The sequence below is a fragment of the Duganella paludis genome, assembly GCF_054461335.1.
In genome coordinates, this window is record NZ_CM136922.1 from 5,026,607 (window position 1) to 5,040,978 (window position 14,372).

A 14,372-nucleotide genomic window follows, 5' to 3' on the forward strand; every position below is an offset into this window, starting at 1 on the left:
GACAACTGACAGATAGCTAAAGCTTAGCCGATCAATTATAAAGGCAATTCGGCGGATAGGGCTAATCGCCGCAGAATCTCCTGTCTAGACAGGTGGTTTCAGCGGCGGTAGATCTGGTTGGCGGCGGGCTGCTGGTGCGCCGGCGCCGTCAGAGGGAGATCGAGGGTGAAGATGGTGCCGTCGCGCGAGCTGTGGACGGAAATCAGGCCGCCCATAAGCGAAGTGACAATGTTGTAGCTGATCGACAGTCCGAGGCCGCTGCCGCCTTGTCCGAGCTTGGTGGTGAAGAAGGGATCGAAGATGCGCGACATGTGTTCGGGCGCGATGCCGCTGCCATTGTCGCGGAACGTGACCTGCACCCGGCCGTCCGTCTGCGCTTGCGCGCGCAGCCACATGCAGCCGTTGCCTTCGCGGGTAAAGGCGTGCAGCAGCGCGTTGTTGATGAAGTTGGCGATCACCTGGCCGTAGGGGCCGGGATAGCTGTCGAGCGAAATCGTGTCCGGTACCTCGACCTCGATGCGGTGGTTGGAGGCGCGGATGCGGTTCATCATGGTGGCGATGACTTCCTGCGACACTTGCGCCAGATTGAATTCACGCCGCTGCTCGGTGGTGCGGTCCACCGCCACCTGCTTGAAGCTGTTGACCAGGTTGGCCGCGCTGGTCAGGCCGCGCATCACCAGGTCGTGTGCCTTGCGCGCGTCCTCCAGGTAGTTCGCCAGCGACGAGCGTTTCAGGCCGGTGCTGTTCATCTGCGCTTCCAGCTCCTCGGTCTTTTGCATCAGGGTGCTGGCGATCAGCAGGCTGTTGCCGATCGGCGTATTCAATTCGTGCGCCACGCCGGCCATCAGCGCACCCAGCGCCGCCAGCTTCTCCTGCGACACCAGTTGCGTTTGCGCGTCCTTCAACTGGCGGTAGGCCTCGGCGTTATCGAGCGCGATGGCGCCGTAGGCGCACAGGGTGCGGAAGATCAGGCGCTCGCGCGCGCCGTAGGCGTTGGGCATGGAGCACTGCACCGTCATCACGCCCAGCACCCGTTCGCCCACCGACAGCGGCACGTAGATGGCGCTGGCCATGACCTGGGTGCCGGGCGCCAGGAAGATGTCGTTCGGACCGGCCTCCGCCACGTAGATCTCCTGGCGCTCGCGCAGGCTGCGGGCGGCGTTGGCGCGCGGGTTGCCGATATCGATGGTGTTGCTGGCCAGCGGTACGCCGTTCTCCATGCCGAACACGCGGCTGATGGTGTCGCAGCCCGGATCGCACATGTACACCGCCAGCGAATTGGCCGGCAACAGCGCCTGCACGTGGCGGTCCAGCGCCTGGAACACGGCGCTGGCGTCGAGGTGGGTGGTGATCTCCTGGCCGATGGCCGACAGGCGCTCCAGCGTGGTGCTGGTCTGCTGCAGCAGCTGCACGCGGCGCGCCTCGGCGGCGGCCAGCTCGCGGTGGTGCTGGCCTTCGGCGCGCGCGTGTTCGGTCTGGTGCTGCACCTGCATGGCGATGGCGCGGTTGGTGGCTTCCTGGCTGTGGGTCTTCTCGCGCGCGGCGGCCGACAGCTGGGCCGAGGCGTAGGCCTTCTGGTAGTCGCCGATCTGCGCGTATTCGCGCGCCAGCGCGTCGTGCAGGTCGCAGGGCAGGGTATAGCCGTCGATATGGGCCGCCACCGCCAGCGCCTGGTGCAGGTAGTGCAGGGTGGCGTTGGGCTCCGTCATGCCGGGCGGCGTGGGCAACTGGTGGCGCAGGTGGATCAGCGACATCACGCGCAGCGCCGCCACGTGGTTGTAGCGGTTGGCCTGGGCCTGCGCCAGTTCGGCTGCGCGGTCGGCCATGGCCAGCGCTTCCTGCGGACGGTCGAGGAAGCACAGCGCGTGGGCCTGGCCGCGCCGCGCGATGCTCTGGAAGTCGGCGTGCTGCAAGGCTTCGCTGCGCGCCTGCAGCTTGCGGAAGGCGTCCAAGGCGGCCGTGTAGTCGGCCTTGTCGAGCGACAGGTCGCCCAGGTAGTGCAGGGCGGTGGCATAGGTGCGCGCGGCCGACATCGGCGCCAGGATCTGCAGCGCTTCCTGCAGCAGTTCCTCGGTGGCCTCGAGCCGGCCGAGGCGGCGCATGGTGTCGGCGGTGTGCATCAGACAGGCGCCGATGCTGCGCGGCCAGCCGGTGGGGCGGGCCAGATCGAGCGCGCTCTCCATCCATTCCAGCGCCGCGTGGTGGTCGTTGAGGACCGTGAAATCGAGGCCGATGTTGATGGCGGCGGTAATCGCCAGGCGCATCTGGCCGCTCTCCAGCGCCGCCTCGTAGCAGCGCAGGTAGTGGGCGGCGGCGGAACCGAAGTCGCTGGACTGGCTGGCCGACAGGCCGTAGTAGTCGTAAATCCAGCCGACCACCGCCGGCAGGTTTTCGTCGTCCCGGCTGAAACGCCCGGACCAGCGCTGCTGCGCGCTGGGCAGGTCGCGCAGCACGCTCCAGCGGGCGTTGACGGCGTCGGCGACGGCCTGGCGCTGGGCGTCGCCGGCTTGCGCGGCGGCGGCGGCCATCTGTTCCAGTTCGTCGGCGGCGCGCGCGTGCTCGCCGCTGTCGATGGCGATCCAGGCGCGCAGCCAGTGGGCGTCGGCGCGGCCGAGCGGGTCGTTCAGGGTGGTGAAACGGGCGGCGGCGTCGACGGCCTGGTCGTCGGCCACGTCCAGCTTGCCGGACAGCCAGGTCGCTTCGGCGCGCACCAGCAGGAAGCGGGCGGCGATGGATTGGGCGTCCGCGTCGGGCAGCTCGGCGGCAGGCAGCAGGGTCAGGCCTTCGGCCGCCAGGTCGAGGGCGCGCGGGGTGTCGCGCTGGCGCAGATGCCACGCCAGCGGCAGCAGCATCGGCAGCCGCGCAGGGCCGCGCAAGGTCGGCAGGGCTGCCTCCCAGTCGGCCAACGCGTCGTCGAGCGCAAACATGTCCATCACGGTCCCTCGGGCTAATTGCCTCAAGGCATTATAGACACAAACCCTTGTAATTAGTACAGGGTCTGTGAAGATTCGTGCAATAGCTGTCCGTACAGGGTGTGCCGCATTTTGGCGATCTTGCCCTCCTGGACAGCGGCCAGTACCGCGCATTGCGGTTCGATCAGGTGACGGCAATTGTAGAACTTGCAATGACCGAGATACGGCTCGAATTCTACAAAAGCGCGCTCCAGCATGCCCTCGCTCAGATGGTAGAGGCCGAATTCCTGGAAGCCCGGCGAATCGATGATGGCCGAGTCCGGCCCCAGCTCCGGCAGCGTGTACAGGCGGGTGAAGGTGGTGGTGTGCTTGCCGGTGTCGAGCGCGGCCGAGATTTCGCGCACGGCGATGTCGGCTTCCGGAATCAGCAGGTTGATCAGCGAGGACTTGCCCATGCCGGACTGGCCGATCAAAATCGACGACTGGCCCGCCAGCAGCGGCTTGAGCACGGACAGCGTGTGTTCCGGGTTGGCCTTGGCCGACACCTCGTGCACCGGGTAGCCGAGCGAGGAGTAGGCGCGCACGCGTTCGCGGGTGCGTTCCAGCGACTCCACCACGTCGGTCTTGTTGAGGATCAGGTGGGCCTTGATGCCGGCCGCCTCGGCCGCCACCAGCGAGCGCGAGACCAGGTCGTCGGTGAAGCCGGGCTCGGTGGCGACCACGATGAACAGCTGGGTCAGATTGGCGGCCAGCAGCTTGGACTTGTACTGGTCCGAGCGGTACAGCAGCGTCTTGCGTTCCTCGATCTTGTCGATGACGCCCTGGTCGGGCGAGGTCATGGTGATGTTGACGACATCGCCGACGGCCACGTTGGTCTTCTTGCCGCGCGTGACGCACTGCAGCTTGACGCCGTCCGCTTCCGCCAGGTAGTGGCGGCCGTGGGCGGCGATGATGGTGGCTACACGTTTATCGCTCATTGGGCCGCCAGATTCAGTTGACGGATGCGCACGCTGGCTGGCGGGTGCGAGTCGTAGAAGGCCGAGTGCAGCGGATCGGGCGTCAGTGTCGAGGCGTTGTCTTCGTACATTTTGACCAGCGCCGAGACCAAGTCGCGGGCATCGGTGTGCTTGGCGGCGAAGGCGTCGGCTTCAAACTCGTGCTTGCGCGAGCCGATCGAGGTCAGCGGATTGAGCAGGAAGGTGAACACCGGCAGCACCAGCATGAACAGCAGCAGCGCCATGGCGTCGTTGCCCTGGCCCGGCAGCAGCACCGGATTGACGCCGAGGCCGTCGAAGAACCACGGCTGGGTCTTCAGGTAGCCGAGCAGGGCCAGGAAGCCCAGCGAAATGGCGAACATCATGGCGATGCGCTTGACGATGTGCTTGAGCTTGAAGTGGCCCAGCTCATGCGCCAGCACCGCCTCGATCTCCTGCGGCTGCAGGCGCGCCAGCAGGGTGTCGAAGAAGACGATGCGCTTGGCCGCGCCGAAGCCGGAGAAATAGGCGTTGCCGTGGGCGCTGCGCTTGGAGCCGTCCATCACGAACAGGCCCTTGGAGGCGAAGCCGACGCGCTGCATCAAGCCTTCGATGCGGGCTTTCAGCGACTGGTCTTCCAGCGGCATGAACTTGTTGAAGATGGGCGCGATCACGGTCGGGTACAGCACCATCATCAGCAGCTGGAAGCCGCTCCACACCACCCAGGTGTACAGCCACCACAGGTCGCCGGCCTGGTCCATCAGGGTCAGCACCACCCACGCCAGCGGTAGGCCGATGGCGGCGGCCAGCAGGGAACCCTTGATCATGTCGGCAAAGAACAGGCCCTTGCTCATCTTGTTGAAACCGAAACGTTGCTCTAGCTTGAACTGCTTGTAATAGTCGAACGGCAGGTCGATGGCGCCCGAGATCAGGGTGAACGCGGCCAGCAGGGCCAGCTGGTAGCCCATGCCGGCGCCGGTCACCTGGAACAGTTGCAGCGACAGCCATTGCAGGCCGCCCAGCAGGGTGAAGCCGATCAGCACCAGGGTGTTGACCAGCAGCGTCAGCAGGCCGAACTTGGTGCGCGCGATGGTGTAGTCGGCGGCCTTCTGGTGGGCCGCGAGCGGGATCTTTTCAGCGAATTCCGCCGGCACGGCGCCGCGATGGGTCAGCACATGACGGATATGGCGCGAGGCCAGCCAGAAGCGGACCAGCAGCGTCAAAATGATGAAAGATACGAACAAAATCGAAAACGCGAGTGAATACATTCTGTGCCTGTGAGAAAATGGCGGATTCGGATTAATTTAGCCAAGAGAGAATTATGTCACAAGCTACAGATTTGCCAGAGGGTTCCGCTGCTGCGCCGGCCGCGCCGCGCCAGAACGAGTTCAATCTGGTGTGGGTCGACATGGAAATGACCGGCCTGGAGCCGGACACCGACCGCATTATCGAAGTTGCCATTGTCATCACCGACATGCACCTGAACGTGCTGGCCGAAGGCCCGGTGTTCGCCATTCACCAGTCGGACGAAACGCTGGACAAGATGGATAACTGGAACAAGGGCACGCACGGCCGCTCGGGCCTGACCGAGCGCGTCAAGGCCTCGACCGTGACCGAGGCGCACGCCGAGGAAGAGCTGATCAAGTTCATGAAGCTGTGGGTGCCGAAGGGCAAAGCGCCGATGTGCGGCAACACCATCGGCCAGGACCGCCGTTTCATGGTGCGCTACATGCCGAAGCTGGAAGCGTTCTTCCACTACCGGAATATCGACGTCTCGACCCTGAAAGAGCTGGGCAAGCGCTGGAAACCGGAAATGGTCAGCGGCTTCAAGAAAGCGCAAAAGCACACGGCGCTGGCCGATATTCTCGAATCGATCGAGGAGCTGAAATACTACCGCGAGCACTTCATCAAGCTGTAATGCGAGAACGCCGGCCCAGTCCGGCGTTTTTTTTCGCCGTGCCCTGGCGCACGCTGGATTGCCGGCGAGTGGGCTATATTGGCCCATCTCAACTGTCCGAGCGCCAGCCATGACCCGATCCGCCATCGTATTGCTTGCCGCCGCGCCGCTGTTGTTGCTGGCGCTGGCCGCCTGTTCGCCGTTGACGGCGCTGAACGCGTTGTCGCCGGGCGGCGGCGCCACCGTGACGGCGGACCTGGCCTACGGCGAAGGGCCGCGCCGCAAGCTGGACGTGTATCGCCCGCCTGATGCCAATGGTGCGCCGGTGGTGGTGTTCTTCTACGGCGGCAATTGGGGCGGCGGCGATCGCGGCGATTACGCCTTCGTTGGCCGCGCACTGGCGTCGCGTGGCATCGTCACGGTGATTGCCGATTACCGGCTGTATCCCGAGGTGCGCTACCCGGATTTCCTGAAAGACGTGGCGCAGGCGGTGGCGTGGGCGCGGCGCGAGGCGGGCCATTACGGCGGCGATCCCAAGCGCCTGTACGTGATGGGCCACAGCGCCGGCGCCTACAACGCCGCCATGATCGCGCTCGACGGCCGCTGGCTGGCGGAGCAGGGCATGTCGCCGGCCGAGCTGCGCGGCTGGATCGGGCTGGCCGGGCCGTATGACTTTTTGCCGATTGAAAATCCGACCACCAGGCCGGTATTCCACTTCCCGAATACACCGCCCGAATCGCAGCCGATACGGCATGTCAGCGCGGGGGCGCCGCCGGCCCTGCTGATCGCCGCCCGCAGCGACAAGCTGGTGAACCCCCAGCGCAATACGGGCGGACTGGCCGACGCCTTACGTGCGCGGCAAGTGCCGGTGCGCGAGGTGTACTACGACAAGGTCAGCCACACCACGCTGGTCGGCAGCATCGCGGCGCCACTGCGCTGGCTGGCGCCGACGCTGGACGAGGTGGCATCGTTCGTGACCGCGCAGGAAGCGCACCGCTCGGCGGTCGCCCTGACTCAGTCTTGCCAAGGGAGCGCGCGTGAAGCAGATCGTTAAAGCCGAATACCGGGGCTGGCGGATCGAGATCCGCTGCGTGGCCGACCAGGACGCCGCCGGCGACGCGCCGCGCGCGCAACGCTACACGGCCAGCGCCCATGCGGAGCTGATCGAGCAAAGCAAGAGCGGCGAAATCTGGATCGACGCCCGCGCCCAAGTGATCACGCTGGGCAACCGCCATTTTCCCAGCGCGAAGGAATGCATCGGCGTGCTGCTCGCTGACGTCAAGGAACTCATCGACGCCCTCAAGACCTGACCTTGATATTTTTTTTCATCAATTGGTATTTAAATAAAGTTTCCTTCTCGATATAATTGATTTTCGGTATTATTTATAACCAATAATCAATACGAGGATGCGATTTTGAGCGATACCACGCTGCCAGTTCTGACCAGTTTGACTTTACCGTCCATCATAGACCTTGGCAAAGGAGGCGCGTCGTTCACCTTCGGCGCTGGCGCTCGTGACGAGGCCGGCGGTAGCGGCATTGACCGGGTCGTGTTGCTGTTCGATAAGGATTTGATGTCCAGCTACGGCGCCGCCGGCAGTGTGACGCTGGGCGGTAGCCTCGGTTACGGCGATGGCTACGGCGACGCCACACCCAACAGCGGTAGCGAGAGCATGGCCTTGACCACGGCCACAGCACCTGGCGTTTACACCGTGGAACAGGTCTGGGTCTACGACCTGGCCGGCAACCGCGCCACCTATACTACGCAACAGTTGCAGGCCATGGGCATCGGCACGTCGTTCACGGTGATCGGCACCACGGCCGACACGGTGGCGCCGACGTTGGATAGCCTGAGCTTGCCGCAGACCATCGATTTGAGTCAAGGCGACCGCAGCGTAACGTTCGGTGCAACCGCCCACGATAACGCGGGCGGCAAGGGCGTGGACCGAGTGGTGCTGCTTTTCAATAACGACGTGGTGTCATCGTATGGCACTACAGGCAGCATAACGCTGGGCGGGAGCTTGGGTTACGACGACGGCTACAACGATGCGACGCCCAATACCGGCAGCGACTCCATGAAGTTGACCACGGCCACGGCGCCGGGAACTTACGCCATCGAGCAAGTGTGGGTGTACGACATGGCGGGCAACCGCGCCGTGTACACCACCTCTCAGCTTGAGGCGCTGGGAATGAGCACGACATTTACCGTGACGGGCACCACGGCGGACAAGGTGGCGCCCATGCTGGACAGCCTGAGTCTTCCTTCCACTATCGCGGTCGGCGGCGGCGATCAGACAGTAAGCTTCGGCGCCGCTGCGCACGACAACGCTGGCGGCAAAGGCATTGATCGGGTGGTGCTGTTATTCGATAACGATGTGGTTTCCAATTACGGCGTCACCGGCAGCGTGACATTGGGCGGCGTCCTTGGCTACGGCGACGGCTACAACGATGCCACTCCCGAGAGCGGCAGCGAGACGATGACGCTGACCCGGAACACCGCTCCGGGCGTCTACCATATCGAGCAGGTGTGGGTCTACGACCTGGCCGGCAATCGCGCGGTCTACACCACCGAGCAGCTGCGGGCGATGGGCATTAATACCCAGTTCACGGTGACCGATGGCAAGGCCCCGACGGCGGTAGGCACGCTCGCCATCAGTGGCGACCAGCTGACGCTGGACCTGTCTTCGGCCGATTGGAAGGCCGGTACCAATAGCGTGTCGCTCACCATTCGCTATGACGCCGATAGCATGCACTTCGTGGACGCCAAAGCGCTGGGTAACGGTGCTTCGTCGCTGTCGACCCAAGTCAGCGAAGTCGGCGGAGTCGGCACACTCAAGCTGTCCGGCAGTATTTCCAGCGATGTCCTGGCCGGCAGGGACTTCCTGGCCGCGCTGTTCAAGTCTGACGGCGGCACCGCGTACTACACCATCGACAGCTTCACCCTTAACGGCAAGGCGCAATCGCTGGGCACGACGCAGGCTGGCCACGCCGCCCACGGCAGCGCCGGCGCCGATGTGCTGCAGGCAGGATTGGGTTACGGTTATTACGACGGCGGCGCGGGCGTCGATACGCTGGCATTCGACGTCGCCAGCAGCGGCTACACCATCACCGCAAGCGGCGACGGCTACAGCGTGGTGGACAGCAACGGCGCCAGCGCCAACCTGCTCAACCTGGAGCGCCTGCGCTTCAGCGACAAGTCGCTGGCGCTCGACCTCGACGGCAGCGCCGGCCAGTTGTACCGCATTTACCAGGCGGCGTTCGACCGTACGCCGGATAAGGCCGGCATCGGCTTCTGGCTGGACTCGATGGACAAGGGCGTGAGCTTTGCGGAGGTTGCGCGTGGCTTCATGCACAGCACGGAATTCGCCGCGCTGTATGGTGGCGCCCATCCCTCCGACGCTGACTTCCTCACCAAGCTGTACCAGAATGTGCTGCACCGCGTGGCCGACACAGCCGGCTACAACTTCTGGATGGATTCGCTGCACGCCGCCGTATCTCGCGAGCAGGTGCTGATGGACTTCAGCGAAAGCGCGGAGAACCAAGCCGCCGTGATCGGCGCGATCCAGCACGGCATCGAGTACATTCCGTTTATGTGAGTGGCCCATGCTGGGCCAGCGCCAGCGGCACACCCCTGGCCCAGCGGTTGGACGACAGCGAGAATGTCAGCGCGCGCACTTGGTGATACCAGCCGGCCGGCACATACAGCATGTCGCCGGGATGGACGATGACCTCGAGCATGGCGGCCTGGCGCGCCAGCGGGAACTGCTCGTAGTCGGGCGCTTCCGGATCGAAGGGCGAGCCGAACAGGATGGCGTTGGCCTCGCGCGGATACAGGAACTCGTCATGATGCGGCGGCGACAGGAAGATGCGCTTGCTGCCCCAGATCTGCGCGAAGATGTTGTCGTCGTAGTCGCAATGCAGCGGCGTCACGGTGCCGGCCGGGCCGATCCAGAAGCGCGGCGGCCCCATCTTGTCGAACCAGGTGGGCCAGTGGCACATGCTGTTCAGCTCACGCAGCTCCAGGTTGCCGAGGTAGGGCGGAAGGCCGTCGGTGCCTTCGGCCAGGTCGAGGTACTCGGCCATCGACATATCCTGCATGGCGCGGTTGGGCGCGAAGGCGGTGTTGATGTAGTCGCCGACGCGGGCGCGCACCGGCATGTGGCCGTGGCGTTCGCGCAGGATCTCGTGGGAATGCTTGGCCAGCGGCCAGCGGCCGACGATCCCTTCAATCAAAAACGGCAGACCGGCTGCGGCGCGTTCGCGGAATCCGGCGGCATCGAGCTTGCCGACGCGCGGCACAGCGGCGATGGTGGGCAAGTGGCTTGCAGCCAGCTTGATCGCTTCACGCATCTCGTGGATAGAGCTGACGCCGCGCACCTGTGCATCGCGCTGCTCGCGCGCCAGCTTGCTGGCGGCGGCTTGCTCGGGCGTCTCCTCAGCCAGCACGCGCGGCGGCAGTACGCGTTTCTCGGGTGGCGGCTTGTGATTTCTTGACATCATTTCATGCGGTTGAATGGCTCTCGGTCGCCATCATACCTGCTGCGTTGCGGCTTAGTAAGCGGCGCGGACGGCTTCGTTGGCGACGGTGAGGCGAGAAGCGAGGACATTGACGACAAAGCGGTGGAATTGCTGGGCGCTGGGGCCGTCGTCGGCTTCCATGCGCTGCAGCGCCGCCAGCGATAGCCGCCGCACCAGCGTCGGCTGGTCGGCGCGGACGTCGGCGCTGCGCGGGTTTTGCGTGTAGAGCGCCATTTCGCCGACGATGGTGCCGGCGCCGAATGAGCGCAAGCGCAAGGCGCCGCCCGCCGTCATCGGCAGCGATACCGTCAGCCGCCCGTGCTCGATGATGTACACCGCGTCGCCGGCGTCGCCGCGCGCGAACAGCAGTTCGCCCGCCGTCAAAGCGCGCGGCTCCAGTTGCGCTTCCAGGCGCAGCCAGACATCGTCGCTGAAGTGCGCTTGCAGGCTCGAGACCCAGCCCGGGCGCGGCGCCGGATTCGCTTTCAGGGCCGCTTCCAGTAGCCGGTTTTCTATCCATTCGAGGCCGGAGTCCAGGGTGTCGAAGTCGATCACCGTGCCGCTGAACAGGCCGGTGCGTTCTAGCAGGCGCCGTGCTTCGACCGGCAAGCCGCTCAGCGCCAATTGCACGCCGGCGGCGTCACAGCTCTGGCGCAGCTTCAAGAAGCTGATCGAGGTCGAGGCGTCCATGCCGTCGATCTGGCGGAAGTCCAGCAGCACGAAACGCGGCCCGTCCACCATGGCCAGCCGCCGGCGTAAATGGCGCAGGCAGGAGTTGGCTGTGGCGAAGAACAGAAAACCGTGCAGGCTGGCGCCGACCACCGCGTGGCTGTGTGCGCGCAACAGCGCGGTGTCTTCGATCGAGCGCTCGACGTTGGAGCTGCGGTTGCCCAGGTCGAATTCACCACGGATGACGCTGACGCTGCCGTACTTGACCACGAACATGACGCAGGCGGCCAGGATGCCGAGCGCAATGCCGGCCACCACGCCCTGCACCGCGATCACCAGCACGATCAACGGGATCAACAGATACTCGGCATGGCCCAGCTTGCGGTAGGAGCGCACCATCCACTCTTGCAGCAGGCCGATGGCGAAGTACAGCTGCAGGCCTACCAGCACCGCTTTCGGCATCCAGCCGAACAGCCCGGGAACCAGCAGCACCACCAGCAAACAGCCCACGGCGGCCGCGATGCCACTGCTGCGCCCGGTCGCGCCGGCACGGCGGTTGAGCATGGTGCGGCTCAGCGATTGGTAGCCGATGATGCCGCCACACACGCCGCTCAACACGTTGGCCGCGCCGGCCATGCGCATTTCCCGGTCGAAGTCGGGCTCTTGCTGGCAGGCCAGTCCGGTGCTGGTGGTGTTGAGCAGGATAGTCAGCGCCGAGACCGCCGCCACCGCCAGGAATTCCGGTGTGTGCGCGAGGATCACGTGCCAGTGGATTTGCTGCGGCGGCAGCGTTAGCGGCATGTGCAGCGCCGACAGCGGCACCGCTTCAAACAACAAGCCAAGCTGGTGCGCGGTGGCCGTACTCATGCCGGACCAGTACATGCCGCCGTAGAACACCAGCAGCCCTGCGCCGATGCCGAGCGGGATGACCGGCGTGAAGCGCTTGAGCTTGCGCGTGCCGATCAGTAACGCCGCGCAGACCACCAGCGCCGGCAACCAGGCCAGCCAGGGCACGGCGAACAGGCTGCCCAGGCGCGACCAGTGCAGGCTGTGCCCGGTCAATACGCGGAACGCGCCTTCCAGCAGCATGTAGCCGGTGCCCGCCAGGTAGCCGGCAATGACGGGAAAGGGCAGGAACTGGATCAGCGTGCTGCCGCGTGTGACCCCGAGCAGGTAGAGCAGCACGCCCGTCACCACCGAGCTGAGCGCGAGAGCGGCCAGCAGCGTGACCAGCATGTCGTTGCCGCTGCCGGTGCTGTGCACCATCTCGGCCGCCATGCCGCCCGCCATGCCGGCCAGAATGGCGGCGGTGTTGCCGTCCGGCCCGCCGATGGCGATGCGGATCGAGCTGCCGAGAGCAATCACCGGCATCACGACGATGCAAGTCACTAGGGTGGCCAGTACGCCGGCCGGCAAGTAGGGGGCGAGTTCGCCGCTGAAGATCAGTGATGCGTAGCTGAGCGCGTAGCACAGCATGACGACGGCGGAAAGCAAGCCCGCGCCGATGTTGGCCGATAGCTGGCCGTCGCCGGGTGGCGGCGACGGTGGCTTGGAGGGGAGGGCAGCCATAGGCATCCTGACGATAGATGCCTGAATTCTACGTTAGAAAGAGGGAGTTGCCCCTCTATCATTTTGTCTATTTTGTAACAGTTACTCGGCCGAATCGGCGCCGTGGCACTTCTTGTACTTCTTGCCGCTGCCGCAAGGGCAGTCATCGTTGCGGCCGACTTTCGGTTCGTCGCGCTTGACGGTTTCCACTGCAGCTTTGCGGCGTGGCAGCCAGTACTTGTAGATGTTAGGCAGATTGGCTTCCAGTTCCTGCGCCAGCTTGTGCGCCTTGACCGGATCTTCCACCTGCGGCAGTTCTTCCTCTTCGATCTCGTCGGCGCCGAGCAGGTAGATCGGGCGCATCAGCGGGCCGACTTCCGAATCCCACACCGCGTCCCACGAACCCGGACGCAGCTCCATGCCTTCCCAGAAGCCCCAGCACCAGGCTTCGGCGTCGATCAGGGTCTGGCCTTCGTGCTCGTGCTCGACGAACAGCGGCTCGAATTCTTTCGGCGCCACTTCAAACGTCACCAGCACTTCGTTCATGAAGCGCATGATCAGTTCGATGATGCGTTGTTCTTCTTTTTCGTGCTTGAACTTCGGCACGTCGGTGTCTTCCTTGCCCCAGACTTTCTTCAGCCATTCGGCCGGCATGATGGTTTCCGGACCGATGGCGATGGCGGTCAGGTAGCCATGCAGCATGTCCATGGTCATGGCATCTTCAGGGCTGCGCTCGGACAACAGGAAGTTGTCCAATTCGTCGAATTCTTTGTCGCTCAAAGGCTGGTCGAGTTGCATATTTTGCTCTTTTTATTTGGGGGAAGCTGCCAGTATACACGCCGCGCCCCGTACAATGGGGCTTATGACTCAAGAACATCCTTATTCCGCACTAGGCCCGGACTGCGTGCTCGACGCCCTCGACAGTATCGGCCTGCGCGGCGATGGCCGCCTGCTGGCGCTGAACAGCTACGAAAACCGCGTCTACCAGGTCGGCATCGAAGACGACAAACCGCTGGTGGTGAAGTTCTACCGCCCCGGCCGCTGGAGCGACGAGGCCATCCTCGAAGAACATGGCTTTACCGAAGAATTGACCGCCGCCGAAATCCCGGTGGTGCCGGCGCTGGCCATCGATGGCCGCACCTTGCACCACTTCCAGGGCTTCCGCTTCGCCGTGTTCACGCGCCACGGCGGCCGCGCGCCCGAGCTGGGCGATCCGGCCGTGCTGGAGTGGACCGGCCGCTTCATCGCCCGCATCCACGCGGTGGGGGTGGTCAAGCCGTTCGCGCACCGGCCGGCGCTGGACATCGCCACCTTCGGCACCGAGCCCTGCGATTTCCTGCAAACCAACGGTTTCATTCCGCCGGACCTGAAGCAGGCCTACGCCACCATTGCCGCCCAGGCACTGGACGGCGTGCGCCGCTGCTATGACCGTGCCGGCGAACTGCCGGCCTTGCGTCTGCACGGCGATTGCCACGGCGGCAACGTGCTGTGGACCGACGCCGGGCCGCACTTTGTGGACTTCGACGATAGCCGCATGGGGCCGGCGATCCAGGATTTGTGGATGATGCTGTCCGGCGAGCGCGCCGAGCAGGTGCGCCAGATGAGCGACATCCTGGCCGGCTACGAAGACTTCTGCGAATTCAACCCGCGCCAGATGCACTTGGTGGAAGCGCTGCGCACGCTGCGCCTGATCCATTACTCGGCCTGGCTGGCGCGGCGCTGGGACGACCCGGCCTTCCCGGCGGCTTTCCCGTGGTTCAACACCCAGCGTTACTGGCAGGACAGGGTGCTGGAACTGCGCGAGCAGGTGGCCCTGATGGACGAGCCGCCGCTGCCGGTCTAGCCAATTTGGCA

General features: G+C 64.8%; 11 protein-coding genes. 5 read left to right on the top strand and 6 right to left on the bottom strand.

Features of this window, described 5'->3' with window-relative positions; all coding sequences use genetic code 11:
- Positions 1-98: 98 nt before the first annotated feature.
- From ACXZ1M_RS22160 to ACXZ1M_RS22170, 3 genes are read right to left on the bottom strand one after another with little or no spacing between them, the layout of a single operon-like run.
- Positions 99-2,933 (bottom strand): ATP-binding protein, encoded by a 2,835-nt coding sequence (locus tag ACXZ1M_RS22160; RefSeq protein WP_459054063.1) that lies wholly within the window; start codon positions 2,931-2,933, stop codon positions 99-101.
- Between the two features lie 53 nt (positions 2,934-2,986).
- Complete coding sequence (gene rsgA / locus ACXZ1M_RS22165; protein ID WP_459049780.1) at positions 2,987-3,889, bottom strand: ribosome small subunit-dependent GTPase A; 903 nt, start codon at positions 3,887-3,889, stop codon at positions 2,987-2,989.
- Positions 3,886-5,154 carry a M48 family metallopeptidase gene (locus ACXZ1M_RS22170; RefSeq protein WP_459049781.1) on the bottom strand — a complete coding sequence of 423 codons (1,269 nt, stop codon included), beginning with the start codon at positions 5,152-5,154 and terminating at the stop codon, positions 3,886-3,888. The genes rsgA and ACXZ1M_RS22170 overlap by 4 nt, the downstream gene beginning before the upstream one ends.
- Positions 5,155-5,207: 53 nt before the next feature.
- On the opposite strand from ACXZ1M_RS22170, the gene orn reads away from it, so the two are divergent.
- From orn to ACXZ1M_RS22190, 4 genes are all read left to right on the top strand, one after another.
- Complete coding sequence (gene orn / locus ACXZ1M_RS22175; protein ID WP_459049782.1) at positions 5,208-5,804, top strand: oligoribonuclease; 597 nt, start codon at positions 5,208-5,210, stop codon at positions 5,802-5,804.
- Between the two features lie 109 nt (positions 5,805-5,913).
- On the top strand, positions 5,914-6,837 hold the full coding sequence (locus tag ACXZ1M_RS22180) for an alpha/beta hydrolase (RefSeq protein WP_459049783.1): 924 nt from the start codon (positions 5,914-5,916) through the stop codon (positions 6,835-6,837).
- A complete protein-coding gene (locus ACXZ1M_RS22185; protein ID WP_459049784.1) occupies positions 6,821-7,093 on the top strand; it encodes a hypothetical protein in 273 nt (90 codons plus the stop codon). The genes ACXZ1M_RS22180 and ACXZ1M_RS22185 overlap by 17 nt, the downstream gene beginning before the upstream one ends.
- Positions 7,094-7,198: 105 nt before the next feature.
- Complete coding sequence (locus ACXZ1M_RS22190) at positions 7,199-9,379, top strand: DUF4214 domain-containing protein (protein WP_459049785.1); 2,181 nt, start codon at positions 7,199-7,201, stop codon at positions 9,377-9,379.
- On the opposite strand, the gene ACXZ1M_RS22195 is transcribed toward ACXZ1M_RS22190, so the two are convergent.
- The 3 genes from ACXZ1M_RS22195 to ACXZ1M_RS22205 form a co-directional block, all read right to left on the bottom strand.
- Complete coding sequence (locus tag ACXZ1M_RS22195) at positions 9,372-10,280, bottom strand: cupin-like domain-containing protein (RefSeq protein ID WP_459054064.1); 909 nt, start codon at positions 10,278-10,280, stop codon at positions 9,372-9,374. The two genes, ACXZ1M_RS22190 and ACXZ1M_RS22195, sit on opposite strands and share 8 nt — an antisense overlap.
- A 54-nt stretch (positions 10,281-10,334) precedes the next feature.
- A complete protein-coding gene (locus tag ACXZ1M_RS22200; protein ID WP_459049786.1) occupies positions 10,335-12,539 on the bottom strand; it encodes a SulP family inorganic anion transporter in 2,205 nt (734 codons plus the stop codon).
- A gap of 81 nt (positions 12,540-12,620) precedes the next feature.
- Positions 12,621-13,316 (bottom strand): UPF0149 family protein, encoded by a 696-nt coding sequence (locus tag ACXZ1M_RS22205; RefSeq protein WP_459049787.1) that lies wholly within the window; start codon positions 13,314-13,316, stop codon positions 12,621-12,623.
- Positions 13,317-13,380: 64 nt separating this feature from the next.
- Between ACXZ1M_RS22205 and ACXZ1M_RS22210 the strand changes: the two genes are divergently transcribed.
- Entirely contained in the window at positions 13,381-14,361 is a 981-nt protein-coding gene (locus ACXZ1M_RS22210) for a serine/threonine protein kinase (RefSeq protein WP_459049788.1), read from the top strand.
- Positions 14,362-14,372 lie beyond the last annotated feature (11 nt).

Coding starts and splice junctions, on each gene's coding strand:
- ACXZ1M_RS22160 (WP_459054063.1), bottom strand. CDS start 2,933: ATGGACATGTTTGCGCTCGACGACGCGTTGGCCGACTGGGAGGCAGCC.
- rsgA (WP_459049780.1), bottom strand. CDS start 3,889: ATGAGCGATAAACGTGTAGCCACCATCATCGCCGCCCACGGCCGCCAC.
- ACXZ1M_RS22170 (WP_459049781.1), bottom strand. CDS start 5,154: ATGTATTCACTCGCGTTTTCGATTTTGTTCGTATCTTTCATCATTTTG.
- orn (WP_459049782.1), top strand. CDS start 5,208: ATGTCACAAGCTACAGATTTGCCAGAGGGTTCCGCTGCTGCGCCGGCC.
- ACXZ1M_RS22180 (WP_459049783.1), top strand. CDS start 5,914: ATGACCCGATCCGCCATCGTATTGCTTGCCGCCGCGCCGCTGTTGTTG.
- ACXZ1M_RS22195 (WP_459054064.1), bottom strand. CDS start 10,280: ATGTCAAGAAATCACAAGCCGCCACCCGAGAAACGCGTACTGCCGCCG.
- ACXZ1M_RS22200 (WP_459049786.1), bottom strand. CDS start 12,539: ATGGCTGCCCTCCCCTCCAAGCCACCGTCGCCGCCACCCGGCGACGGC.
- ACXZ1M_RS22205 (WP_459049787.1), bottom strand. CDS start 13,316: ATGCAACTCGACCAGCCTTTGAGCGACAAAGAATTCGACGAATTGGAC.
- ACXZ1M_RS22210 (WP_459049788.1), top strand. CDS start 13,381: ATGACTCAAGAACATCCTTATTCCGCACTAGGCCCGGACTGCGTGCTC.